The 25442-nt window shown below is 71.4% G+C and carries 19 protein-coding genes; 11 read left to right on the top strand and 8 right to left on the bottom strand.

The window, feature by feature from the left end:
• The first annotated feature begins 133 nt into the window (after window positions 1–133).
• The gene (locus ACQPZZ_RS33375; RefSeq protein WP_432925655.1) at window positions 134–2104 is read left to right on the top strand and encodes a VanW family protein; all 1971 of its coding nucleotides are present in this window, start codon (window positions 134–136) and stop codon (window positions 2102–2104) included.
• A gap of 55 nt (window positions 2105–2159) precedes the next feature.
• Here ACQPZZ_RS33375 and ACQPZZ_RS33370 read toward each other — a convergent pair whose 3' ends face one another.
• Window positions 2160–3371 (bottom strand): PQQ-dependent sugar dehydrogenase, encoded by a 1212-nt coding sequence (locus ACQPZZ_RS33370; protein ID WP_432925653.1) that lies wholly within the window; start codon window positions 3369–3371, stop codon window positions 2160–2162.
• A 65-nt stretch (window positions 3372–3436) separates the two neighbouring features.
• Between ACQPZZ_RS33370 and ACQPZZ_RS33365 the strand changes: the two genes are divergently transcribed.
• The 5 genes from ACQPZZ_RS33365 to ilvC all read left to right on the top strand — a co-directional run bounded on the left by ACQPZZ_RS33365 (window position 3437) and on the right by ilvC (window position 11080).
• Window positions 3437–4357, top strand: coding sequence for a 2-hydroxyacid dehydrogenase (locus ACQPZZ_RS33365; RefSeq protein ID WP_432925651.1), 921 nt, complete (start codon window positions 3437–3439; stop codon window positions 4355–4357).
• A gap of 300 nt (window positions 4358–4657) precedes the next feature.
• A complete protein-coding gene (locus ACQPZZ_RS33360; RefSeq protein WP_432925649.1) occupies window positions 4658–7330 on the top strand; it encodes a putative bifunctional diguanylate cyclase/phosphodiesterase in 2673 nt (890 codons plus the stop codon).
• Window positions 7331–7574: 244 nt separating this feature from the next.
• Window positions 7575–9380: an acetolactate synthase large subunit gene (locus ACQPZZ_RS33355; protein WP_432925647.1), complete on the top strand. Its 1806-nt coding sequence runs from the start codon at window positions 7575–7577 to the stop codon at window positions 9378–9380.
• Window positions 9381–9506: 126 nt separating this feature from the next.
• Window positions 9507–10031, top strand: a complete 525-nt coding sequence (gene ilvN, locus ACQPZZ_RS33350; RefSeq protein WP_363643987.1) for an acetolactate synthase small subunit — start codon at window positions 9507–9509, stop codon at window positions 10029–10031.
• A 56-nt stretch (window positions 10032–10087) separates the two neighbouring features.
• Window positions 10088–11080 carry a ketol-acid reductoisomerase gene (ilvC, locus tag ACQPZZ_RS33345; protein ID WP_363644189.1) on the top strand — a complete coding sequence of 331 codons (993 nt, stop codon included), beginning with the start codon at window positions 10088–10090 and terminating at the stop codon, window positions 11078–11080.
• Between the two features lie 124 nt (window positions 11081–11204).
• Here ilvC and dacB read toward each other — a convergent pair whose 3' ends face one another.
• The 4 genes from dacB to ACQPZZ_RS33325 all read right to left on the bottom strand — a co-directional run bounded on the left by dacB (window position 11205) and on the right by ACQPZZ_RS33325 (window position 15389).
• Window positions 11205–12803: a D-alanyl-D-alanine carboxypeptidase/D-alanyl-D-alanine endopeptidase gene (gene dacB / locus ACQPZZ_RS33340; protein WP_432925644.1), complete on the bottom strand. Its 1599-nt coding sequence runs from the start codon at window positions 12801–12803 to the stop codon at window positions 11205–11207.
• 81 nt (window positions 12804–12884) lie between these two features.
• Window positions 12885–13418 (bottom strand): DUF1707 and FHA domain-containing protein, encoded by a 534-nt coding sequence (locus ACQPZZ_RS33335; RefSeq protein ID WP_363643991.1) that lies wholly within the window; start codon window positions 13416–13418, stop codon window positions 12885–12887.
• Window positions 13419–13544: 126 nt separating this feature from the next.
• On the bottom strand, window positions 13545–14438 hold the full coding sequence (locus tag ACQPZZ_RS33330; RefSeq protein WP_432925642.1) for a CAP domain-containing protein: 894 nt from the start codon (window positions 14436–14438) through the stop codon (window positions 13545–13547).
• A 288-nt stretch (window positions 14439–14726) separates the two neighbouring features.
• Window positions 14727–15389: a DinB family protein gene (locus ACQPZZ_RS33325; RefSeq protein WP_432925640.1), complete on the bottom strand. Its 663-nt coding sequence runs from the start codon at window positions 15387–15389 to the stop codon at window positions 14727–14729.
• Between the two features lie 88 nt (window positions 15390–15477).
• Between ACQPZZ_RS33325 and ACQPZZ_RS33320 the strand changes: the two genes are divergently transcribed.
• Window positions 15478–15780 (top strand): sigma factor, encoded by a 303-nt coding sequence (locus tag ACQPZZ_RS33320; RefSeq protein WP_432925638.1) that lies wholly within the window; start codon window positions 15478–15480, stop codon window positions 15778–15780.
• Complete coding sequence (locus ACQPZZ_RS33315) at window positions 15702–16289, top strand: nuclear transport factor 2 family protein (protein ID WP_432925636.1); 588 nt, start codon at window positions 15702–15704, stop codon at window positions 16287–16289. Before ACQPZZ_RS33320 ends, ACQPZZ_RS33315 begins: the two co-directional genes overlap by 79 nt.
• Here the strand turns inward: ACQPZZ_RS33315 and ACQPZZ_RS33310 are convergent.
• Both ACQPZZ_RS33310 and ACQPZZ_RS33305 read right to left on the bottom strand, forming a co-directional pair.
• Complete coding sequence (locus tag ACQPZZ_RS33310; RefSeq protein WP_432925634.1) at window positions 16209–17648, bottom strand: MFS transporter; 1440 nt, start codon at window positions 17646–17648, stop codon at window positions 16209–16211. The genes ACQPZZ_RS33315 and ACQPZZ_RS33310 overlap by 81 nt on opposite strands.
• Before the next feature lie 312 nt (window positions 17649–17960).
• On the bottom strand, window positions 17961–18848 hold the full coding sequence (locus tag ACQPZZ_RS33305; RefSeq protein WP_363644001.1) for a hypothetical protein: 888 nt from the start codon (window positions 18846–18848) through the stop codon (window positions 17961–17963).
• 427 nt (window positions 18849–19275) lie between these two features.
• Here ACQPZZ_RS33305 and serA point away from each other — a divergent pair, with 427 nt between their 5' ends.
• From serA to ACQPZZ_RS33290, 3 genes are all read left to right on the top strand, one after another.
• The gene (gene serA / locus ACQPZZ_RS33300) at window positions 19276–20865 is read left to right on the top strand and encodes a phosphoglycerate dehydrogenase (protein WP_432925632.1); all 1590 of its coding nucleotides are present in this window, start codon (window positions 19276–19278) and stop codon (window positions 20863–20865) included.
• An 865-nt stretch (window positions 20866–21730) separates the two neighbouring features.
• Window positions 21731–22777 (top strand): 3-isopropylmalate dehydrogenase, encoded by a 1047-nt coding sequence (locus ACQPZZ_RS33295; RefSeq protein WP_363644007.1) that lies wholly within the window; start codon window positions 21731–21733, stop codon window positions 22775–22777.
• A gap of 144 nt (window positions 22778–22921) precedes the next feature.
• Complete coding sequence (locus ACQPZZ_RS33290) at window positions 22922–24013, top strand: branched-chain amino acid aminotransferase (RefSeq protein WP_432925629.1); 1092 nt, start codon at window positions 22922–22924, stop codon at window positions 24011–24013.
• A 192-nt stretch (window positions 24014–24205) separates the two neighbouring features.
• On the opposite strand, the gene ACQPZZ_RS33285 is transcribed toward ACQPZZ_RS33290, so the two are convergent.
• On the bottom strand, window positions 24206–24847 hold the full coding sequence (locus tag ACQPZZ_RS33285; protein ID WP_432925627.1) for a hypothetical protein: 642 nt from the start codon (window positions 24845–24847) through the stop codon (window positions 24206–24208).
• Window positions 24848–25442 lie beyond the last annotated feature (595 nt).

Raw genomic sequence — 25442 nt, 5'->3', positions numbered from 1 at the left:
GCGCGTAAAAGACAGCCGCGGGCCGACGCGTGCAAAGGGAAAGCGCGCAAGCTGTGGCTTCGGGACATATCCAGCAGAGGGTGCTTTAGGGTTAACTGATCGGAGTTGACCTTGAGCTGGAGGAGACCGAGGCGTGCGCAACGCCGGAGCGTCCGTCGACCCGCCCACGGATCCGTCCGGGGCGGAGCCCACGCCTCCGCGCAAACACCCGGTGCGCCGCGTCACCTCGCTGCCCCGCGGGGTCTCGGCCCTTCCTCCCGGGGTCTCGGCGGACATCTTCGCCGAACCTCCCGCTCCAGCCGTCCCGGCCGCGGCCAAGCCGTCCGGCAACGCGACCATCCCGCCGCCGGCTCCGCCGGTCGAGCCGTGGCGGGTCCCGGAGCGCCCGGTGCGCGAGGAGCCCGCGGTCGTCCCGCCGCCGGACCTCGAACCGCTGGACGCCGCCCCTCGGGGCCGTACGCTCCGCCGGGCGCTGATCGGGCTGGTGGTGCTGGTCCTGACGATCTACGTCCTGCCGGCCATCCCGATGGCGGGGAAGATCCTGCCCGGCACCACGGTGCTCGGCGTGGACATCGGCGGGCAGAGCAGGACCGAGGCCGCCGTCACGCTGCGCGAACGGCTGTATGCCCTGGCCAGGACGCCGTTGATCGTACGGCAGGGCACGCGGCGGCTGACCCTGGACCCGGTGCGCGCCGGTCTGGCCCTCGACGCGGAGGCCACGGCGCGCGTCGCGCCGGGGGGTTTCCCGAGCCCGACGGAGGTGTGGAGCGCGCTGACCGGCAGCCGTGAGGTGCAGCCCGTCGTGTCGGTGGACCGGCGGAAGCTCGACGAGGCGGTGGCCAGGGAGATCGCCGCGCCGCTGGAGATCCCGCGGCGCGAGGGCGACGTGTCGTTCGACGGGGTCACCCCGGTTCCGACCTTTCCGCGCGTGGGCCGCGTCATCGACAGGAAGGCGACGGCCGACCAGATCGTCAGGGGATACCTCCACCCGGAGAGCATCGTCGTGGTGCCCACGATGCGGGATCTGCCGCACATCACCCGCGCCGAGGTGCGGCGCGCCCTGAGTTGGGCGAGGCGATCGACGGCCGCGCCGCTCACGCTGACCAACGGGGACGTCTCCGTCAGCCTGTCGCCGGCCACACTCGCACGGCACCTGACGTTCGCTCCCGACGGCGCGGTTCTGCGGCCGCGCTTCGACGCCGAGGCGGCGATCGCCGCTGTGGAGGCCACGCTGGTCGGCCCCGCGCGGGTGGCCCGCGACGCCGCCTTCACGATCGCGGACGGCCGGCCGGTCCTGGTGCCCGGCAGGCCGGGTGACCGGGTGGACACCGACCGCCTCGCCGCGGACGTGCTGGCCGCTCTCGACGGCGGCGGCCGTACGGTGGCCGTGCCGGTCGTGAACGGCCCGCCGCGGATCACCGACGACGTGGCGGAGCGCATGGGGATCCGCGAGGAGGTCGGCCGCTTCGCCACCTCCTACGCCTGCTGCCCGTCGAGCGCGGGCAACATCCGCAGGGCCGCCGCGCTTGTCGACGGCCACCTGGTGAGACCGGGGGAGACGTTCTCGTTCAACGAGGTCGTCGGCCCGCGCACCGCGGCGGCGGGCTTCGACGGCGTCGCCCCCACCATGATCCATGGCCGGGCGGGCACGGACGCGGCGGGGATGACCCAGGTGGCCACCACGATGATGAACGCGGTGCTCCGCGCGGGCCTACGGGTCACCGAGCACACCCCACCCGAGGTCCACGCCGCCCACCTGCCGGTCGGCACCGAGGCCGCGGTGTCCCTCCCCGGCCCGGACCTGCGTTGGAGGAACGACTCGCCGTACGGCGTGCTCGTCCAGGCCTCCGCCACCGGCACCTCGCTGACCGTGACGCTGTGGAGCACCAAGCGATACGACGTGGACCTGGAGGAGCCGGTTGTCGGGCAGCGGGTCTCCGTGCCCGCCGTGACCGGTCACGGGTCCGGCTGCGTGGCGACGCCGGGGCAGCCCGGTTTCACCGCGACGGTGACGCGGGTGCTGCGGGAGAACGGCGAGGTGGTCTCCCGGCGGACCTTCCGCACCTCCTACCGGGCCCAGGCCGAGGTCGTCTGCTCAGGCTGACCGCGTACGCCTCCGCGCCCCCCGGGCCGGAATCCGGAGTGCGGCGGCCGGGCCGTCAGGCCGAGGGCCGCACCACCAGGATCCGGTCGTCGCCGTCCCTGGGGGTTCCGCGCCCGTCCCGGTTGCTGGTGCCCACCCACAGCGTGCCGTCGGGCGCGGCGGCCACCGCGCGCAGCCTGCCGTACTCGCCCGTGTACAGCGCGACGGGACGGCCGGCGCGGCCCGAGGCGTCCACCGGCACGCGCCACAGCCGCTCGCCGCGCAACGCGGCGGCCCACAGCGCCCCCCGCGCGTACGCGAGGCCGGACGGCGACGCCTCGGCGGGCGCCCAGGTGAGCAGCGGATCGGTGTACCCGGGCCGGTGGCCCACGCCCTCGACCTCGGGCCAGCCGTAGTTGCGGCCCTTCTCGATGAGGTTGATCTCGTCGTAGGTGTCCTGGCCGAACTCGGTGGCGTACATGTGCCCCCGGTCGTCCCAGGCCAGGCCCTGCACGTTGCGGTGCCCGTAGGACCACACGAGCGTGCCGAAGGGGTTGCCGGGGGCGGGCCGGCCCTCCGCCGTCATGCGCAGGATCTTGCCGCCCAGCGAGCTCTTGTCCTGCGCGATGCCGTCCCTGCCGGTCTCGCCGGTCGAGGCGTAGAGGTGGCCGTCGGGGCCGAAGGCGAGGCGGCCCCCGTTGTGGATGGGCCCCTTCGGGATGCCGCTGACGATCACCCGGCGGTCCGAGAGCCGCCCGTCGTAGCGGTAGCGGACGATACGGTTGTCGTCCCCGGCGGTGAAGTAGACGAAGATGAGGTGATCGGTGGCGTAGCGGGGCGAAACGGCCACCCCCAGGAGCCCGCCCTCGCCGCTCGCCGACACGCCCTCGATCACGCCGATCTCGCGGACCTCGCCGCGCGGCGTGACCCGCAGCAGCCGCGCCGACTCGCGCTCGGTCACCAGTGCGTCGCCGCCGGGCAGGAACGCGATCGCCCAGGGCACCGACAGACCGGTGACCAGTGTGCGCGGCGCGGCCGGGGTGACGGTCGTCTCACCGGCACCTCCATTGGCACCCTCTCCGACTTCCCGGGCGTCGCCGTCCGCGGCGGCACCCCCGGCCGCGCCGGTGACCTCGCTCGTGGCGGGCGACGGAGTCCTGCCCCCGCCCGCTCCGCCGGGCGCGCACGCCGTGACCGTCAGAAGGACCGCCAGAAGGGCCGTCAGAACGGCCGCCGACGAAAGGGCCGCCGCCAGGCGCGCGGTGCCCGTGCCGTGTCTGTCCGCCATCCCCGATGACCTCCTCGTGTACCCATACTCGCGGGCCGGTGCGATGGTTCCCTAGGTTGGTGCCCGTGAAGATCTGGGTCGCCTCACAGGACATCGCCGACGCCCTCGCCGTGCTGCCCGAAGGGCTTCCTGCCCTCGACTGCGCGGTGTACGACGGAAGGACGCCGCCGCCCGGCCCCCCTGAGGAGGTGGAGATCTGGGTGCCTCCGCTGGTCCCGGTGCCGGACACCGCCGGTCTGCTGGGCCGGATGACCGGCCTCCGCCTGCTGCAGACCGTGACGGCGGGGGTCGAGCCGTACCTGCCGCACGTGCCGCCGAAGGCGGTCCTGTGCAACGCCCGCGGGGTCCACGACGCGGGCACGGCCGAGTGGGCGGTGGGTGCGATGATCGCGATGCTGCGGGAGTTCCCCGGCTTCGCCGCCGCCCAGGCCAGACGCGAGTGGACCTACCACCACACCGGCGTCCTCGCCGACTCCACCGTGCTGATCGTCGGATACGGCTCGATCGGCGAGGCGCTCGAACGGCGTCTGGCCGGGTTCGAGGTGGAGATCGTCCGGGTGGCGCGCACGGCCCGGGACGGCGTCCACGGCCAGGACGAACTGCCCGCGCTGCTGCCCGCGGCCGACGTGGTCGTGCTGCTGGTGCCCGCCACGGCAGGGACGGCCGGTCTGGTGGACGCCCGGTTCCTCGCCCGGATGAAGGACGGCGCGCTGCTGGTGAACGCCGCGCGCGGGTCGGTCGTGGACGCCGGCGCGCTGCTGGCCGAGCTGCGGTCGGGCAGGCTTCGGGCGGCGCTCGACGTCACCCCCGTCGAGCCGTTGCCGTCCGATCACCCGCTCTGGACCGCCCCGGGGGTCTTCATCACCCCGCACGTAGCCGGCAGCACGCCCGCGTCCGTACGCCGTACCCGGAACCTGGTGCGGGAACAGGTCATCCGTCATCTGACGGGCCGCCCGCTCGCTAACATGATCACCGGGCATTACTGACCGCTCCATTAAGGATTCCGGAACGTGGCTGCCTCGTGACCTGGGGTGCGTACGGTGATGCTCAGCGTGCACGGCTGGTTATCAGATCGGTGACGACTCGCTCGTTGTCCCCCTCTCGATCAGCGGCTGCGCGCACACTGGCCATGTGACAGGGAGAGTAAAGCCGAGTCGAGAACGGGAGGGGCAGTGACCGCACACCCCACCGGACCCGGCGACGCCGAAACGACTCCGGCCTCCGCCGAAACCGTGGAGGACACGACGGCCGGTGGGCAATCGGCGACAGGTGCAGAGGCGACGCGCGTGAACGTCAGGCGTGACCCCCGGGTCCCAGTCACCACCGCGGCCGGGCTCGGCGCGGTGGCCGTCGTCGTGGCCCTGATCACCGGGGGCTCGGCGCCGGTCGTGACCGCTATCGCGGGGGTCGTCACCGGCCTGTTCGCGGCCGTCTCGCTGATCATGGCCGCCTCCCGCGTCACCCCCTCCCACCGGCGGCAGGCCGGCGCCTGGAGGTGGATGGCCGCCGGGTCGCTGACCTGGCTCCTCGGCGTCGGCGTACGTCCCATGGCGGACGGTACGCCGTTCGTTCTCACCTTCGCCGACCTGCTCATGCTCGTCGGATCGGTGCTGCTCGCCATCGGCTGCGGCATGTCGGTGAAACCACCCGCGTTCACCCGCGGGGTGATACGCCAGGCCGCCGACGCCTACCTGGGCGCGGCGTCGGTCTTCGCCATGACCTGGGTCGCCGTGCTCGGCCCGGCGTTCAGGAAGGCGGAGGACACCGGCGCGTTCTTCGTCGCGCTCGCGCTGCCCGTGGTCTGCCTGCTCGCGACCTGCGCGGTGACACCGGCCGTGGCGGCGTCGCGGTCGGGCAACCGGGCGGTCGGGCTCACCGGCGTCGGGGTGCTCACCGCGATAACGGTCGCGGAGATGGCCACGGCCCTCGCCCGTCTCGACGGCGACACCCCGCCGCTCGCGGCCGGGCTCGTCGTCCCGGCCATGCTGCTCGTTCTGGCCGTCACCCCGTGGGTGCAGGACGTACGGCCGGTCAGGCCGCTGCCCGCCGCGCTGACGGCCGCCACTCCGCTGGTGCTCGTCGCCGCCGCCACGGTGATCGCCACCCTGTACGTCATCAGAGGCAGCCGCGACGCCGCCCTGGCGGTCGTGGCGGCCTCGGTCGTCCTGGTCCTGCTCGGCCGGCTGTTCGTGCTCCTGGTCGAGACCGCGGGCATGCGCCGCCTCGTGGACGTGGGCGAGCAGCAACTGCGCAGGCTCGCCGAGAACACCGGCGACGTCGTGCTCGTGTGCGACACCGTCGGCGTCATCCAGGAGGTGGGCCCCGGGCTGGAGGCCACCTATGGCTACCGCCCGGACGACCTCGCCTTCCGGCCGATCTTCGACTACATCCACCCCGAGGACCTGCCGGCCGTGCAGGCCCTGCTCGACCGCATGACCGACGAGGACGACGGGCCGGAGCAGGAGGGCGGGCCGGAGCAGGAGGGCGGGTCGGCGCAGGAGGGCGGCACCCGCATCTCCTGCCGGTTCCGCGCCTCCGACGGCACCTGGCGGCCCACCGAGTCCGTCGCCGCCCGGCACGTACGCGACGACGACCTCGTCCTGGTCACGATCCGCGACCTCAGTGACCAGGTGGCCCTGCGCAACCAGGTCACCCACCTGACCTTCCACGACGGGGTCACCGGGCTGCCCAACCGGGCCTACTTCGAGGAACGCGCCCGCGACGTGCTCACCCGCCGCGGCGCCGGCGGAACCGCCGTGATCTTCCTGGACCTCGACGGCTTCACCTCCGTCAACGACTCCGTCGGCCACGCCAGTGGCGACCACCTGCTCGGCCAGGCCGCCCGCCGCCTCCGCTCGGCCGTACGCGCCGACGACACCCTCGCCCGGTGGGGCGGGGACGAGTTCGCGGTGCTGCTGGAGGGCGGGGGGTCCGGCGGCACCGACGCGCAGACCGCCATCGACCTGGCCGAGCGGCTCGTCCGCGCGGTATCCAACGAGCCGTTCCGCGTCGCGGACCGGGACGTCGCGCTGACGGCCAGCGTCGGCGTGGCGTTCGCCGAGGAGGATCTGCCTCCCGGAGACCTGCTGCGCAACGCCGACGTCGCGATGTCGCGGGCCAAGGAGCTCGGCGGGCGCCGGGTGGAGGTCTTCGCCACCCACATGCACGCCGACGTCCTGCGCCGCCTGGAGATCGCCTCCGACCTGCAGCGGGCGCTGCTCGAAAACCAGTTCGCGATCGAGTATCAGCCGGTGGTCGACCTGGCCACGTCGCGGGTGACCGCCGTGGAGGCGCTGGTGCGCTGGTGGCGGGGCGGCACGTTCGTGCCGCCGGAGCAGTTCCTCGGGCCCGCCGAGGACACCGGGATCATCGTGCCGCTCAGCGAGTGGATCCTGCGCGAGGCGTGCCGTGAGGTCGCGGCCTGGCGTGCGTCGTCCTGGGACATCGGGCTGGCGCTGAACCTGTCCGCGCGGCAGATCATGGCTCCGCGCTTCGTGGAGACCGTGGCGGACGCGCTGAGCGAGAGCGGGCTGCCCGCCAGTGCGCTGACGCTCGAGGTCATCGAGGAGATGCTGGTCGAGGACGCCGGAGAGATGATCAGCAGGCTGTCGGAGCTGAGGACCCTCGGCGTACGGCTGGCCATCGACGACTTCGGCACCGGCTACGCGTCCCTCGCGTTCCTGCGCCAGCTGCCGGTGGACATGATCAAGATCGACCCGTCGTTCGTCTCCGGGCTGGGCCGCGACGACACGCTGACCCTGCTGACGAGGACGATCGTGCAGCTCGGCAACGACCTCGGCCTGATCGTCGTGGCCGAGGGCATCGAGCGTCCCGAGCAGCTCGACCTGCTGCGCAAGATGGGCTGCACGCGCGGCCAGGGCTATCTGGTGGCCCGCCCCATGACCGCACGCGGCGTCGACTCCCTGATGCCCACCTCCACCCTGCAGAACACGGCGTAGGGGCGTTTCCCACCCGTCTCGGAGGATGCCGGACGGGTGCCGATGGCATAACCTGGGAGTCCGTTGTGGGTGTCTTGGATGGCGAGACGGGCGTCCCAGATGATTTGACGTGGAGGCGGTCCATCGGACATCGTGTAGCCATGCATCGCGGTGGGATTCTCGTAGTACTTCGCAGGCGCGCAGCCTGACGAAGCACTCGTTCCTGCGCGCGCCCCAGCTCCGCTCAGCGGATGGGGCATTTTTTATGCCAGAAGTCACGCCAAGCAGCCCAGCCACAGCAAGCTCAGCCACAAGGAACGAGCCGATGACCGAGAAAATGACAGGTGCCCAGGCCCTCGTGCGGGCGCTGGAGCAGGTCGGGGTCGACACGGTGTTCGGGATCCCGGGCGGGGCCATCCTCCCCGCGTACGATCCCCTCTACGACTCGACCAAGGTCCGGCACGTGCTTGTACGGCACGAGCAGGGCGCCGGCCACGCGGCCGAGGGCTACGCGCAGGCGACCGGCAAGGTCGGGGTGTGCATGGCCACCAGTGGCCCGGGAGCGACCAACCTGGTCACCCCGATCGCCGACGCCTACATGGACTCGGTGCCGATCGTGGCGATCACGGGGCAGGTGGCGTCACCGCTGATCGGGACCGACGCCTTCCAGGAGGCCGACATCTCCGGCATCACGATGCCGATCACCAAGCACAACTTCCTGGTCACCAAGGCCGAGGACATCCCGCGGACCATCGCCGAGGCGTTCCACGTCGCCGGGACCGGCCGCCCCGGGCCGGTGCTGGTGGACATCTCCAAGGACGCGCTGGAGGCCACGACCACCTTCTCCTGGCCGCCGGTCATGCAACTGCCGGGCTACCGCCCGGTGACCCGGCCGCACTCCAAGCAGATCCGCGAGGCGGCCCGGCTGATGAGCGAGGCCAGCCGGCCGGTGTTCTACGTCGGCGGGGGCGTGCACAAGGCGCGGGCCGCGGCCGAGCTGCTCGAGCTGGCCGAGCTGACCGGCATCCCGGTGGTCACCACGCTGATGGCGCGGGGCACCTTCCCCGACAGCCACCCCCAGCACATGGGCATGCCCGGCATGCACGGCAGCGTCTCGGCGGTGGGCGCCCTGCAGCGCTCCGATCTGTTGATCGCGCTGGGCACCCGCTTCGACGACCGCGTCACCGGCCGGCTGTCCAGCTTCGCGCCGCACGCCAAGGTGATCCACGCGGACATCGATCCCGCGGAGATCTCCAAGAACCGGCATGCCGACGTGCCGATCGTGGGCGACTGCCGTGAGGTGATCAACGACCTGATCGCGGCGGTGCGGGCCGAGCACGCCGAGGGCCGCAAGGGTGACTACGCCGACTGGTGGAAGATCCTCAACGGCTACAAGGAGACCTACCCTCTGGGGTACGAGGAGTTCGCCGACGGCTCGCTCGCCCCGCAGTACGTCATCGAGCGGCTCAGCGCGCTCGCGGGGCCGGACGCGATCTACACCGCGGGTGTGGGCCAGCACCAGATGTGGGCCGCGCAGTTCGTCAAGTACGAGAAGCCCGGAACGTTCATCAACTCCGGCGGGGCGGGCACGATGGGCTTCTCCGTTCCGGCCGCCATGGGCGCCAAGATGGGCTGCCCGGACACCGTCGTCTGGGCGATCGACGGCGACGGCTGCTTCCAGATGACCAACCAGGAGCTGGCGACCTGCGCGATCGAGGGTGTGCCGATCAAGGTGGCCGTCATCAACAACGGCAACCTCGGCATGGTCCGCCAGTGGCAGACCCTGTTCTATGACGAGCGGTATTCGAACACCGACCTGCAGCGGGTGAAGCGGATTCCCGACTTCGTGAAGCTCGCGGAGGCGTACGGTTGTGTCGGCCTGCGGTGTGAGCGCCCCGAGGACGTGGACGCGACCATCCTCAAGGCCATGGAGATCAACGACGTGCCGGTCGTGGTGGATTTCGTCGTGCACCAGGACGCGATGGTCTGGCCGATGGTCGCCGCCGGCACCAGCAACGACGACATCAAGTACGCCCGCGACATGGCGCCGAACTGGGAGGGCGGAGAATGAGCCCGGCCCCGGCCCGACCCGATCACGACCAGCAGTGCGAGGAGATGGCATGAGCGAGCGCAGCGAGCGAATCAGCGAGCACAGTGTCCGGCGAATGCCACTCCGAGCCGAAGGCGAGGAGATGGCATGAGTCGCCACACGCTGTCCGTCCTGGTGGAGAACAAGCCGGGCGTGCTGGCCCGGGTCGCCGCGCTGTTCAGCCGTCGCGGCTTCAACATCGACTCGCTGGCCGTGGGGCCGACCGAGCACGACGACATCTCGCGGATGACCATCGTCGTCAACGTGGAGGACCTCCCGCTGGAGCAGGTCACCAAGCAGCTCAACAAGCTGGTCAACGTCATCAAGATCGTCGAGCTCGACAACAACCAGTCGGTGCAGCGCGAGCTGATGTTGATCAAGGTGCGGACCGACTCCGAGAGCCGGTCGCACGTCCTCGAACTCGTGAACCTCTTCCGGGCGCGCTGCGTGGACGTGGCCCCGGACGCGGTCACAATCGAGGTCACCGGGACGACCGACAAGCTGGAGGCGTTCGTCCGGGTCCTTGAGCCGTACGGCATCAAGGAGCTCGTGCAGTCGGGCATGGTGGCCATCGGCCGCGGCGCCCGTTCCATCACCGACCGCTCGCTTCGCGCCCTCGACCGCAGCGCATAGCTCCTATCCAGGCACGTCGCGACGGACAACCCGTGAAAGGCAATCAAGTGACTGAGATCTTCTACGACGACGACGCCGACCTGTCGATCATCCAGGGCCGCCACGTCGCGGTGCTGGGCTACGGCAGCCAGGGCCACGCGCACGCGCTGAGCCTGCGCGACTCCGGCGTGGACGTCCGGGTGGGCCTGCCCGAGGGTTCCAAGAGCCGGGAGAAGGCCGAGGCCGACGGGCTGCGCGTGCTGTCGCCGGGCGAGGCCGTCGAAGAGGCCGACCTCACGATGATCCTCGCGCCGGACCACATCCAGCGGCACCTGTACGCCGAGCACGTCGCGCCGAACCTCGTCGAGGGCGACGCGCTGTTCTTCGGTCACGGCCTCAACATCCGCTACGGCCTCATCGAGGCCCCGGAGGGCGTCGACGTCGCGATGGTGGCGCCGAAGGGCCCGGGTCACCTGGTTCGCCGTCAGTACTCCGCCGGCCGCGGCGTGCCCTGCCTGGTCGCGGTCGAGCGCGACGCCACCGGCAACGCCTGGCCGCTCGTGCTGTCGTACGCCAAGGGCATCGGCGGCACCCGCGCCGGCGCGCTGAAGACGACCTTCACCGAGGAGACCGAGACCGACCTGTTCGGTGAGCAGGCCGTGCTGTGCGGCGGCGTCTCCGAGCTGATCAAGGCCGGGTTCGAGACGCTGATCGAGGCCGGCTACCAGCCGGAGGTCGCCTACTTCGAGTGCCTCCACGAGATGAAGCTGATCGTGGACCTGATGTACGAGGGCGGCGTCTCCAAGATGTACTGGTCGGTGTCCGACACCGCCGAGTACGGCGGCTACACCCGCGGCCCGCGCGTGGTGAACGCCGAGACCAAGAAGGAGATGCGCCGCATCCTGGACGAGATCCAGGACGGCCGCTTCGCCCGCGAGCTGGTCGAGGAGTTCGACTCCGGCCAGACCAACTTCAAGCGCTACCGCGAGGAGCTGGCGGGCCACCCGATCGAGGAGACCGGCGGCAAGCTCCGCCCGATGATGAGCTGGCTCAAGGGCGAGCAGGCCTGACGCTCACCGACGCGTCCGTGACCGCGGCGCCGCGCCCCGCCCATGAGGTGGGGAGCGGCGCCGCGTCGCGTCTCACGGACCCGGTCGGCTACCGGTGGCCGGACGGGCTCAGTACCGGACGGGCTCAGCACCGGACGGGCTTGAGCCAGGAGCACTCGAGGTCGTCGGCCGACCGCTGCGGGGACGTCGGAGCGGCGTCCCGCGGCGACGACCCGGGAGCCACGCCGCGCGCCGCCGTCTCGTCCACCGTCTCGTCTACAGGGGCCTTCCTGCTGAACTGGGCCAGCCTGACGGCGATCCGGTCCTCCAGATCCCTCGGCGGGCCGGACAGGTAGCCGTTGCTGATGATCGAGAAGACCAGCGGTTCGCCGTCCGCACTGGTCACGTAGCCCGACAGCGCGGTCACGCCGGTGAGCGAGCCGGTCTTGGCGTGCACGTTCCCGGCCGCCACCGTGCCGCCCATCCTGCTGCGCAGCGTGCCGCCGACCATCCGCTCCGCCTCTCCCGCGATCGGCAGGGCGGCATACCAGGTGGGGAACCAGGGCTTGCCGCGCACCGCCGCGAGCAGGGCCGTGATGCCGGCGGGCGTCAGGGCGTCCACCCTGGACAGGCCCGAGCCGTCCCGCAGCCGCAGCGTCTTCACGCCGTTCGTCTGCGCGAACGCGGTCGTGACGGCGAGTCCGGCCGCCCACGTCCCCGTGCCGGAGACCTTGCGTCCCATCGTCTTGGTGAGGATCTCCGCGTGCATGTTGTTGCTCAGCTTCAGGAACGGCACGAGCAGGTCGCCGAGGGGCATCGATCGGCGTGAGGCGACCGTGGCCGCCTTGGCCGGCGCGGTCCCGCGTACGGTCGGCCCGAGGACCTTCACGCCGTGCCGGGTCAGCCCCTCACGGAACAGGGTGGCCGCGTAGAGCGTGGGGTCCCACACCGCGACCCACTCGTCGTACGGCTCGGAGACCGTGCCGCTGACGACGACGGTGTTGGTGCCGTGCTGCCGCTCGACGAGCACGTCGGTCTCGTCGCCGGTGACGGCCCGGTTCACGATCTTCACGTAGTCGGTCGCCGGCGTGGTCGACACCTTGGCGGCCTTGCCGGGGCCGTCCCCGGGCGCGACAGAGACGATCACCGAACCCGCGTCATAGTCGGTGTCGGGCGCCGCGGTCAGCGCGGAGATCTGCCCGGCGTAGTAGTACGGCTCGTCGTCCCAGGTCCAGTCGGTGCCGAGCCGTACGTCGTCGAACCAGGTGTCGTCGGCGACCAGCCGTCCCGTGACGACCTTCACCCCGGCGGCCGCGACCTTGGCGGCGAGCGCGTCGTAGTCGGCGGCGAGCATGGTGGGGTCGCCCGTGCCCCGCAGCGTGAGGTCCCCGGCGACCGTGCGGCCCACGTTGGCCGCGGCGAGCACGTCGGTCGTGAACCTGAAGTCCGTGCCGAGCGTGTCGAGGGCGGCGGCCGAGGTGAGCAGCTTGGTGTTGGAGGCGGGGGCGAACAGCTTGTCCGCGTCGAGGGAGTAGAGGTCCTCACCGGTCGCCGCGGCGCGCACGGCGACGCCCGCCCGCGCGGGGGCCAGCCGGGAGTCGGCGAGGATCTGGTCGAGGTCGCGGGTCAGATCCGCGACGCCGGGGGCAGGGTCCCGCGCCACGGCGGGGGCGCCGGAGCCGGCGATCCCGGTGGCCAGGACGGCACCGGCCAGCATGATCGTGATACGTCGTGACAACCGCACAGTCCGCTCCCGGGTGAGTGGCTTTCCGCGATCATCGGTGAGCGGTGCCGGGGCGGCAATACGGAAATGTACGTATAGCGGTCAGGCCTGGAGCGAGACCAGGAACACACAGTCGCCGAAGGCCACCTCGTCACCGGCACGCACCGGCGCCGGGCCGACCAGGCGCCAGCCGTTCAGCCGGGTGCCGTTCATCGAGCCGAGGTCGACGAGCAGCCAGGAGTCGAGCTCCCGCCGCAGCTCGGCGTGGACCCGCGAGACGGTCAGGTCGGCGAGGACGAGGTCGCAGGAGGAGCCGCGGCCGACCAGGTAGCGTGCCCGGCCGTCGGTGGGCAGGGCGAGCCGGGGCAGCCGGGGACGCCGCCAGGCGGACTCGATCCGGCTGCTCAGCTCCGACACCGAGGCGACGGCGTCGGTGATCCGTCTGCGCCAGCGCCCGCGGTGCGGAAGGTCGGCGACCAGCTCGTCCAGCTCGGTGCGGTTGCGAGCGCGAAGCGCCAGGTCCACCCGGCCGACGAAGGTCTCCATCGACAGGCGTCCTTCGGCGACCCGGTCGCGGAGCTCGCTGAGTGCGCGCTCGCGGTCCCCGTCCGAGGCGCGAACCGGGGGAGAGCTCATGATTGGAAGTATCCGCCGCAGTGGTCCGAGGTGTCCAGAAGACCGCCGTAATCCCCTTCGATCCCGGCACGGGAGCGGGGCCGCCGGGCGTGGCGTCCCCGCTCCCGCGCCGAACCGGTGGAGGCTCTACTGCCGGCCGAAGTCCTGGGTCCAGTACGCGCCCGCGGCGGCGTAGCCGACCCCGATGTCGGTGTAGGTGCAGTTGAGGATGTTCTGCCGGTGCCCGGGGCTGTTCATCCAGCCCTGCACCACGGACGCGGCCGTGGGATAGCCCTGCGCGATGTTCTCCCCGTACGCCCGCCAGGTGTAGCCGGCGGCCGTGATGCGCTGCCCAGGGTCACGGCCGTCCAATACGTGATCCATCTTGTTCTGCGCGGACATGTTGGCCGAGTGGTTGTACGCGGCGGTGCGCAGCCGCGCGTCGTGCTTCAGCGGGCCGCAGCCCGCCTTGGCCCGCTCGATGTTGGTGAGGCGCACGACCTCGTTCTCGACGGCGGTGCCCACGGCCGAGCCACTCGTGGGAGAGGCGCTGGGAGCCGTGGAGGCGGGGGCGCTCGCGGCGGGACTGGTGGCGGGAACGGCGGAGGGGCTCGCCGTGGGGGCGGTGGTGGGGCTCGGGGAGGAGGTGGAGGAGGGAATCGGGGTGGGGACGTCGCAGTCGAGGCGCACCTGCCTCGACCGCGACATGTGGCCGCGGTAGTCGGTGACGACGCTGTAGTAGGCGCCGTCCGCGCAGACCAGGGAGACGAGGACGCGCGCGTTCCTGACCACCTTGGAGCCGCTCTTGACCACGCGGTCGGGGCCCGGCCTGTCCTTCAGGATCCGGACCCGGAAACGGGCGTTGTCGACGCAACCGGCCCGCGAGCCCGCCGCGCGGATCTTGCCGTCCGCGGTGACGTAGGGCTTCGCGGCGGCGACCCGGCAGCCCGCGTGCTGGGCCTCGGCCTGAGCGGGTCCGGCCGCCAGGCCGACGGCCGCGACGCTTCCGAGGCACAGGACCGCTCCGAGCGCTCTGTTCACGATCAGTCCTCCAGTGGGGGTTAGACGCTGGGGAAGTCGTCATTATGGTGCGCTACAGACCGACATGTGGTGATAAATCGGTCAAAAGCCTAAAATATCTACCTTCTCTTAAACCTTTCTTATCCCGGGCACGCCTCATCAGGTCGGATAATTCGCAGGTCAGGGGCATGATTCGCGAAGCGGCGCCCTTGAGGGGTGCTTAAGGTGGCCCACGATCATCTGCGCCGCGGCCGTACGCGGTGCCGGAGCGCTCGCGCGCGGCGGCTCCGCACACGGCGGCGACGTCGGTCAGCGGGAGTGAGCGCCGCGATCGGCAGGGGCGCCGGCCGCTCCCGGAACGCCGGGACCACGGTGGGCGGCCTCCCGGGCCACGCGTTCCAATTCCTCGCGGTATTCCTGCCACCACGACAGATCGCCGGCCGTCACCAGGTCGTCGCCGTCCCGGTACCCGGCGCCGCCGTCGATCGACTCGCGGACGATGTCGGCGTGGCCGGCGTGCCGGTGTGTTTCGGCGATCACGTGGACCAGCACGCGGTGCAGGGTCGCCCGCCGGTGCTCCTCGGGCCACCACACGATGTGGGCGGCCGACTCGAGCGGCAGCGCCGCGATCGTGGCGTCCGCGTGTCCCCAAACGCGCCGGTACACACCGGTGACGTAATCGCGGGACTCCTCGGCGGTGGCCCACATGTCCGTGTTCCGCGGGACGGCCGGCCCCAGGTCGGGACGGAACCAGGGCACGGGCTCGTCGAAGTGACGGCCGAACACGAACCCCAGATACAGCAGTTCGACGCCGGCCAGATGCTTGACCAGCCCCAGCAGGTTGGTGCCCGTCGGCGTAAACGGGCGGCGGACGTCGTATTCCGGGAGCCCGTCCAGCTTCCACAGCAGGGCATCGCGAGCCTCCTGCAGATAGCGGCGCAGGTCGGCCTTCAGATCCGCCTCGGTGATCATGGCGTGTCTCCTGTTCGGGAGGAACGGTCGGGAGCCGGTCGTGCTCCCCGGGAGGGAAGACTCCCGATGTGAGGCAGAATCGTCGCTCGTGGGCGAGGTTTTTTCCCCGGCGGCGGACGGCGACCTGGCGCGGGCGCGGGACGGGGACGAGGCCGCGTTCACCAGGCTGGTCCGGCCGCTGCGCCCGGAGCTGCACGCCCACTGCTACCGCATGCTCGGCTCGGTCCATGACGCCGACGACGCGCTCCAGGACGCCCTGCTGCGGGCCTGGCGGGGCCTCGCCCGCTTCGAGGGCCGCTCCTCGCTGCGCTCGTGGATGTACGCAACCAGCGTGCGGCGCTGCTGCTCTTCGAGGTGCTCGGCTTCTCCGCCGCCGAGATCGCCGCGATGATGAAGACCTCGGCCGCCTCCGTGAACTCGGCTCTGGCGCGGGCCCGCAGAATCCTCGCGGAGAAGGCGCCCTCCCTCACCCGGGAGCGGGCGCCGCGCACGATCGGCGACCCCGGGGCGCGGGAGATCGCCATCGGATTCGCGTCCGCCCTCGAACGCGGGGACGCCGACGCCCTGATCGCGCTGCTCACCGACGACGTCACCTGGTCGATGCCGCCGCTGCCGCACTGGTATCGCGGCATCGCGGCGGTCGCCGACTTCGCCGTGCAGGTGCCGCTCACCCGCTGCCCGAGCTGGCGGTATGTCCTGACCGGCGCGAACTGCCAGCCGGCCGTGGCCTTCTACGTCGGCGAAGGCGCCGCCCGCCCGCACACCGCCTGGTCGATCACCGTGCTGACCCTGCGCGACGAGCGGATCTCCGAGATCACGTCATTCCTCGGCGCGGAGCACTTCGCCGGTTTCGGGTTGCCCGCCGTCCTGCCCGGCGTCGTCAGCGGCGGCGGCCGCTGAGGCCGTGGCCCCGGCCCCGGCGGTGGCGGCGTCGATGCGCTCGGCGGTCAGTTCGTACTTGAGGGTCATCAGCACGCCCGCGAACGTGATGAGGGCGGGGACCAGGGTCACGCCGACCATCACCGCGACGTGGGCGCTGTCCGGCTGGGTCACCGGGTGCTCCGGGTCGGAGGACAGGAAGCCTCCCGCGCTCAGCACCCAGCCGTAGAGCGTCGCCCCGAGCGCCTGCACCGCGTTCTCGACCGCCGTCCACAGGCCGGTGAAGACGCCGCCCCTGCGCTTGCCGCTCACCACGCCGTCGTAGGCGATGACGTCGGCGAGCATGGAGTACTGGAGCAGTTGCAGGCCGGCGTAGCCGATGCCGACGAGCATCACGCACAGGTGCGCGTACAGCGAGCCGAGCGCGGGCGTCGCCAGGATCAGCAGCCCGCCGACGCCGAACATCGCACCGGACAGGATCATCGCCCCGCGCTTGTCGAGCCTGCGGGCGAGCCACACCCACAGCGGCATCGTGACCAGCATCGGGCCGACGAGCGCGGCGAAGAGCGTGGTGGTGGCGGAGGGGTCGTCCAGGATGTAGGCGGCGAAGTAGGGCGAGCCCGCGAGCATGACGCCGACGGCCAGGGTCTGCGCCGAGCTGAGCCCGAGCAGCCACATGAACGGCCTGCTCGTGCGGGCGGCAGACAACTGCTCACGCAGTGTCCCCTCGGACCTCTGCTGGCCGGTGAAGGGCGCGCGGGCGGTGCCGAAGAACGAGGCCAGCATCGCGACGAGCAGGATCACGCCGAAGACGACGCCCATGGTGCGGTACCCGCCGGCCGTCTTACCGGCGATCAGGGGGGCGAGGATGCCGCTCATCGCGATCCCGACCGAGATGAGGACCATGCGCCACTGCAGCAGCGAGGTTCGCTCGTGGTAGTCGGTCGTCATCTCCGCGGGCATCGCCTTGTACGGCACCTCGTACAGGGCGTATCCGGTGGCGGCGAGCAGGAACGTGAGGCCGACGTAGACGCCGGCGGGCGCGCCGGTGAGCGGCGGCCCGGCGAACATGAGGGCGAACGACACCGGCAGCACGAGGGCGCCGGCCAGCAGCCAGGGCCGGCGTGGTCCCCAGCGTGAGACCGTGCGGTCCGACCACCGGCCGACCAGGGTGTTGGCGATCAGGTCCCAGGCTTTGGGCAGGAAGAGCACGACCCCCGCGAACGCGGCCGGCACCGCGAGCACGTTCGTCATGTAGAAGAGCAGCAGCAGCCCGGGGATGGTGGCGAAGTTGGCGGTGCAGAACGAGCCGACGGCATACCCGAGGCGAACACCGAGGGAGACCTTCGAGGGGGAGGGCGTCGCGGCCGTGGAGACCATGGCGTCATTCAAGCCGAGCAAGCGCCCGTCCGGAAGGACTGTCCCGCAACGGTTCGGCTGCTGCGCGATCTCCTCTCGATCTCCACCGCGCCCCCGATCCCCGCCGGGCCCCCCGATCCCCGCCGGGCCCTCCGATCCCCGCCGGGCCCTCCGATCCCCGCCGGGCCCTCCGATCCCCGCCGGGCCCTCCGATCCCCGCCGGGCCCTCCGATCCCCGCCGGGCCCTCCGATCCCCGCCGGGCCCTCCGGTCTCCACCGCACCCCCGGATCTCCGCCGGCGGCGCCGGCGGAGATCGGCCAGGGGGCCGGCGTTCAGTCGCGCGCGTCGGGACAGACGACGTGCGCGCCGATCTCGATCAGACGGCGCTCGGTGTGGGCGTCGGCGACGCGGGCCATGAGCACCGGGGCCTCGCTGGCCGCGAGCTGCGGCAGCCGGGAGCGCACCCGCCGGTGCAACTCCTTGACGACGTCCTCGGCGGCGAGGGTGTGCACCTTGACGTGCAGCATGAGCCCCCACAGCCCCGCGGCCGTCCGCGACTCGGAGATCCAGACGTGGTGGACGTAGGGATACTCCGGCAGCAGTTCGGCGATCGCCACCCGCAGCGCGGGCAGGATCGGATGACGCGTCCTGCGGTAGCCGGGGTCCACGACCTGCATGGCCCCCGACAGGTGCTGGCGGGGCGCGGGGATCCACTGCGAGGGCAGCGCCGCGGGTGTCTCCGGGACCGGGGCGGGCACGGGCGCAGGGGGAGCCTGCCGCGCGACCTGCGCGCGGGTCACGGTCGCCATCGCGCCCGTGGCGTACGCCGTCGGGGCGGCCTGGTTCATCGCCGACAGCGCGGGAGCGGGACCCGTGCGGGTCGCCTCCAGATGGCGCCGCAGATCGTCGATCGGCACGGCGGCGGCCGCGGGACCGGCCGCGTCGATCACGATTTCGCGCACGCCCGTGACGCGCTGGATGTCGAGGATGGTGTCGGCGTCGCACGCCGACAGCGAGTGGCTGCCACGGTGCCGGGCGTAGGTCGCCGGTCCCGTGTAGCCCAGCAGAACACGTTCGCCGTTCTGCGTCGTGCCGAGCACCACGGAGCGGTCGGGGCGGACCGCCACCAGGATGCCCCACTCCGCGAGGGCCGCCAGGAGTTGCCGGGGGCTGCCATGCCGCGCGAGAACGTCGCCCAGGGAGGGGTTCCCGATGCTCATAGCCTGAACGATAGGGACTGGACCATGGCGAATCAGGCTAATCCCGAAGATTAGGTGCGATCAATACCAAGTTGGCGACAGTCCGTATGGATCATGGTCGCCGGGGTACACAGATCGGCTTGGCCCGCACGTGAGTGGGGCGCATGAATCTCGAGAGTCCCGGCAGTTCCCGCGCCGCGTCATGCGTGCCGGGGACGCCGTTCCACGTCCGGTCCTCCCGAGCCCGCGCCGTCCGTTCGCGGACCTCGTGTGCCGCGTCCGCGGGGTGGACGCACGTGCGGACGTGATCTGAGACCGGGTCGAGGTGCCGCCGCGATGCCTCCGTGACGTTGGTTGTCTCGTATGCCGGGCGCTCGTGAGGGCTTTCACAAGGCCCCGATAGACTCACGTCGTCCGCGCTGTCGCACTTCACGAAGGACTCAACCCAGTGAACAAGCCCGTCGTACTTGTCGCAGAAGAGCTCTCAGAAGCGGGTCTCGCCGTGCTCGGCGCGGATTTCGAGGTCCGGCACACCGACGGCGCCGACCGGTCGCAGCTGCTGCCCGCCCTCGCCGACGTGGACGCCCTGATCGTACGCAGCGCCACCAAGGTGGACGCGGAGGCCATCGCGGCCGCCCCCAAGCTGCGTGTCGTCGCCCGCGCCGGTGTGGGCCTGGACAACGTCGACGTCGAGGCCGCGACCAAGGCCGGCGTCATGGTCGTCAACGCCCCGACCTCCAACATCACCAGCGCCGCCGAGCACACGGTCGCACTGATCCTCGCCAGCGCCCGCAACGTCGCCCAGGCGCACTCCGCGCTCAAGGGCGGCGAGTGGAAGCGCTCGAAGTACACCGGCGTCGAGCTCGACGAGAAGGTCATCGGCATCCTCGGCCTCGGCAAGATCGGCCAGCTCGTCGCGCAGCGCCTGCAGCCGTTCGGCGTCGAGATCATCGCGTACGACCCCTATCTCCAGCCGGCCCGCGCGGCGGCGATGGGCGTGCGGCTCGCGTCGCTGGAGGAGGTGCTCCAGCAGGCCGACTTCATCACGGTCCACCTGCCGAAGTCGAAGGAGACCATCGGTCTCATCGGTGACCGTGAGCTCCACATGGTCAAGCCGACCGTCCGGATCGTCAACGTCGCCCGCGGCGGGATCATCGACGAGAACGCCCTCTACTCCGCCCTCAAGGAGGGACGCGTCGCCGGCGCCGGCGTCGACGTCTTCGCCAAGGAGCCCTGCACCGACAGCCCGCTGTTCGAGTTCGACCAGGTCGTGGTGACGCCGCACCTCGGCGCCTCCACCCACGAGGCCCAGGAGAAGGCCGGCACGCAGGTCGCCCGCAGCGTCAAGCTGGCGCTCGCCGGCGAGTTCGTGCCCGACGCCGTGAACGTCCAGGGCGGTGCGGTCGCCGAGGACGTCAAGCCGGGCCTGCCGCTCACCGAGAAGCTCGGCCGCATCTTCACCGCGCTCGCGGGCGAGGTGGCCACCCGCCTCGACGTCGAGGTGCGCGGTGAGATCTCCTCGCAGGACGTCCGGGTTCTGGAGCTGGCCGCGCTCAAGGGCGTCTTCACCGACGTCGTCGAGGACGCGGTGACCTACGTCAACGCGCCGCTGCACGCCAAGGACCGCGGTGTCGTGGTCGAGCTGGTCACCAGCGCGGAGAGCCCCGACTGGCGCAACGTCGTCACCGTCCGCGGCGTGCTCGCCGACGGCCGCACGGTCTCCGTCTCCGGCACCCTGTCCGGCCCCCGGCAGATCACCAAGATCGTCGAGGTCAACGGCTACGCGATGGAGATCGAGCCCACCGACCACCTGGCGTTCTTCACCTACGCCGACCGCCCCGGCATCGTCGGCATCGTCGGCCGCCTGCTCGGTGAGCACGGCGTGAACATCGCCTCCATGCAGGTCTCCCGGGACGTGAAGGGCGGCAAGGCGCTCATCGCGCTGACCGTCGACACGGCGATCCCGTCCGAGGTCGTCGAGCAGATCGCGGGAGAGATCGGCGCCGACAGCGGCCGCACGGTCGACCTGGAGGACTGACACCCCGGCACCCGCTCAGCGAACGGCCCGGCGCACACGCGCCGGGCCGTTCGCCGTTTCCGCGTTCGCCGTTTCCGCGTTCGCCGTTTCCGCGTTCGCCGTTTCCGCGTTCGCCGTTTCCGCGTTCGCCTCTTCCGCAGCCGCCATATCGCGGACCGCGTCTCACGAAGTGAGATAGTAGGTCGTCCTACGAGATTGTGGGGTAGTCTTTCGATGACGAGGCGCCCCGCACATCACCTGCCGCGACGGGGCCTGATCAGGGCAGGCCGGCCCGTCGCGGAGCGCGGTGCCGCCGGCCTTCGGTTCGCCCGTGACGCGTGACCCGCGTTCCATCGGTGGCCGACGTTCCGGGATCCGCGACCGGCGGGTCCGCTCTCAGCATCCCTCCGTCGAAGTGAGAATCGTCATGTACGACATGTATCCCTGGGGCCGTTCCGAGGACGCTGAGGACGAGGCGGCCGCGGCCCTGCAGATCGCGCTCGACCGCCGCGACAACGGGGGCGTACCGCAGCGCTGACCTGGCCTATGCCGATTTCGGATGTGTTGCGGGCATCGGCGGTGGGGCCGCGAACCCGACCGGCCTGCTCCGGCTGATCGACCGGCGGGCGGTGTTCACCGAGATCTTCCTCCTCGGCGGGGCCTCGCGTCCCGAGCCCGCCCAGGTGACCGGACCGTCGAAGCCGGCGATCTCGACGGCGCCGGCCGACCTGGAGCGTGCCAGGGTCGTCCCGTCCGGTCGGACTGCGCACCGGCGGCGCCGGGCGCGCCGTGGCCGCGGGATCCGTCTGACGGGCGCATTCGCCCGGGTATGGCCGAATGGTGAGATCGGTGTTTCGATCTCCGAGACAACCGGTAAGGTACACGCATGGAGTCGAGCAACATCCGCCTGGCAGTCATCCCCGGTGACGGTATCGGCACCGAGGTGGTCGCCGAAGGCCTCAAGGTCCTCAACGCCGTCGGTGTCAAGTCCGAGACCACGGAGTACGATCTCGGCGCCAGGCGCTACCACGCGACCGGGCAGACGCTTCCCGACGAGGTGCTCGACGAGCTGCGCGGCTACGACGCGATCCTGCTGGGCGCCGTCGGCGACCCGAGCGTGCCGCCCGGCGTGCTGGAGCGCGAGCTGCTGCTGCGTCTGCGCTTCGAGCTCGACCACTACGTGAACCTCCGCCCGGTCAAGCTGTTCCCCGGCGTGACGACCCCGCTCGGACAGGCCCGCCCCGAGGACATCGACATGATCGTCGTGCGGGAGGGCACCGAGGGCCCGTACGCCGGCGCCGGTGGCGCGATGCGCCGCGGGACGCCGCACGAGATCGCCACCCAGGAGTCCCTGAACACCGCCTACGGCGTCGAGCGCGTCGTGCGCTACGCCTTCGAGAAGGCCCTGAGCCGGCCGCGCCGCAAGCTGACCCTGGTTCACAAGACCAACGTGCTGACGTACGCGGGCGACCTGTGGGCGCGCACCGTCGACCGGCTCAGCCTGGAGTTCCCCGAGGTCGAGACCGACTACTGCCACGTCGACGCCGCCTCCATGTTCTTCATCACCCAGCCGCAGCGGTTCGACGTGATCGTCACCGACAACCTGTTCGGCGACATCCTGACCGACATCGGCGCGGCGGTCGCCGGTGGCATCGGCCTCGCGGCCAGCGGCAACGTCAACCCGGCCCGCACGGCGCCGTCCATGTTCGAGCCCGTCCACGGCAGCGCGCCGGACATCGCGGGTCAGGGCAAGGCCGACCCGACCGCCACGATCCTGTCGGTCGCCATGCTCCTCGACCACCTCGGCCACGCCGGGGCGGCGGCCCGTGTCGAGCAGGCCGTGGCCGACGACCTGATCGAGCGCCAGAGCGCGTGGACGGCGCGCTCCACCCGCGAGATCGGCGACGACATCGCCGCCCGAGTAGCCGGCTGATCCCGGCCGCTCATCCTGACCTCACGCGCATGGCGGCCCGGTATGGGCCGCCATGCGCTTTTTCATACCTGCCGAATGCCCTAGTTTTCCCTTAGCCGACTCGTCGCACAATTACTACGACGACGAAGAGAGAAGGACCTCGCCATGACCACCCACCTAAGGTTCGACGTGCAGCTCAACCCGCAGGCCCGCAGTGCGGCCGAGCGTGAGCAGGTGCTGGCGAGCCCTGGCTTCGGTCAGGTCTTCACCGACCACATGATCTCGATCGACTGGACCGAGGGGGAGGGCTGGCACGACGCCAAGCTCCAGCCGTACGGCCCGCTTGTGCTCGACCCCGCCACGGCGGTGTTCCACTACGGCCAGGAGCTGTTCGAGGGGCTCAAGGCCTACCGGCAGTCGAACGGCTCGATCGTCACCTTCCGACCGTACGCGAACGCGGCGCGGTTCAACCAGTCCGCGCTGCGGATGGCGATGCCGGAGATCCCCGAGGAGACGTTCGTCGAGTCGCTCGAACTCCTCGTGCAGACCGATCGCGACTGGGTGCCGACCACCGAGGGCCACAGCCTCTACCTCCGCCCCTTCATGATCGCCACGCAGCCCGCCCTCGGGGTGAACCACCCCTCCCAGAGCTACAAGTACATGGTGATCGCCTCGCCCGCCGCGTCGTACTTCACCGGCGGCCTCAAGCCGGTCTCGGTGTGGCTGTCCACCGAATACACCCGCGCGGCCCCCGGCGGCACCGGGTTCGCCAAGTGCGGCGGCAACTACGCGGCGGCGTTCGTGGCACAGCGGCAGGCCGTCGCGGAGGGGTGCGACCAGGTCGTCTGGCTCGACGCGTTCGAGCACCGGTGGGTCGAGGAGATGGGCGGGATGAACCTGTTCTTCGTCTTCGGCGACCGTCTCGTCACCCCGGCGCTCACCGGGACGCTGCTGCCCGGCATCACCCGCGACTCGATCCTCAGCTTCGCCGGCGAGCTGGGATACACGGTCGAAGAGGGCAAGATCTCCGTCGAGGACTGGCAGGCGGGCTGCGAGTCCGGTGAGCTCACCGAGGTCTTCGCCTGCGGCACCGCCGCCGTCGTCACCCCCGTCGGCTCGGTCAAGGGTGTCGACCGGAGCTGGACCGTCGGTGACGGCACCCCCGGCCCGGTCACGATGAAGATCCGCGAGGAGCTCGTGGGCGTCCAGTACGGCAGCCGCCCCGACTCCCACCACTGGATCCACAAGATCTGCTGACAGCCGCGGCGTCGTAGGGCGCTCGCCGCACCGCCTCCCCTTCCGAGCGGCGCGCCCCGGCGTCACCTCACGCGGGGGGCGTACCCTGTGGCGAACCTCTGCGACCAGCCCGTACGGGGGATCGGCGCGATCGCCGGAAGCCGCGCCCTGGCCCGCCTCGGCACCAGGGCCGGACCTACCCCCGGGCCCGGATCAGCCGGACGCGCCGGGGCAGGCCGCGCCCCTTCCGAGGACGGGCAGCGGCAGCAGCCCTTCGAGCAGGCCGCTGCCCCCTCCGGTGCCCGCGCCGGCTCCGGCGTCGACCCCGGCCTCGACCCTGGCGTCGATCCCTGCGTCGATCCCCGCGCCGACCCTGAGCAGGGGGCGCGGAGCCGGGCACGGCGCCGGTTCGTCCGCCACGACAGGGGGAGCCACGACGGGCGACGGCGTCGCCGTCACCGTGACGGTGACCGTGGGCATCGGCGTGGGGCTCGCGGTCACGCGTGGTCCGGCGATCGTCACGTGCTGGGTGATGTTGCAGACCCGGGCGCGCCGGCACAGCGCGTTCTGCACGTTCGACGAGCCGCCGGCGGTGTTGGCGGAGGTGTGCTGGTAGCCGTGGTTGTGCGTCGCTCCGGCCACCGACAGTTTGTCCCCGGGCCGGTCCCGCGGCTCCTGCCCAGGCAGGGTCGCGACGTTGCGCGAGGCGCGATCGGCGCGGCCGTGCCCGTTGTCCGCGGCGGCCCCGAGCGGAACGACACCGGTGATGAACGCGGTCGAAGCCGAAGTGCCGGCGAGAAGGAAACCGGCGATCCTGCCGGTGAGAAACGCCCCGCCGCCGCGCCGACAAGTCATCCGTCGCCCCCTGGTTGAACTGAACGTTGATCTGAACGCTGAACCGAGCCCTGTTCGAACCGGGCGCCTGGTCACATCTGACGCTCACGTGCATCAGGCGCGTGATCGGTTGGACGCCGCTGGGCGAACACGAGCCCGGGCGGAGCGGCCCGTCGATGCGAACCGCTTCGCGAGCGTACTCACTGAGGGTGGGCCGATCGTGTGTCCCGCGCCTCTATGGCGGGTTATTACCGGATCATTGCCCCAGGGATTGTCAGACCCGGCCTACGTCCGCCGGGGCTGAGACACCGACATGGGAGTGGTGGGCGGCTTTCCGCCCGCCCGGCGTGACCACCCGTACCCGCCGGCCGTTCATCTCGGCGCCGCCGATGCCGGCCCCCTTTGACCTGCGCGAACACTCCCCAATATCTCGTACTATGAGATCGATGTGCCAGAGGGTGACCGGCTGTGGCAAACTGCTCAGCACCATGTACTACGGTCTGCTCATTATCGGCAGGCGCGCCGGCTGAAGGACACTCGCCGGCGCGCAGACCTCTCACGTCCGTGAGGGGTCTTTTTGTTTGGGGCCGATGGTGGCAGGGGCCCGTGCGCGCGG

The sequence above is a fragment of the Microbispora sp. CA-135349 genome (assembly GCF_050947365.1).
In the GTDB taxonomy this organism is placed as follows: domain Bacteria; phylum Actinomycetota; class Actinomycetes; order Streptosporangiales; family Streptosporangiaceae; genus Microbispora.
The sequence above is the reverse complement of the archived record's forward strand: the minus strand, read 5'-3'. Positions and strand labels throughout refer to the sequence as shown.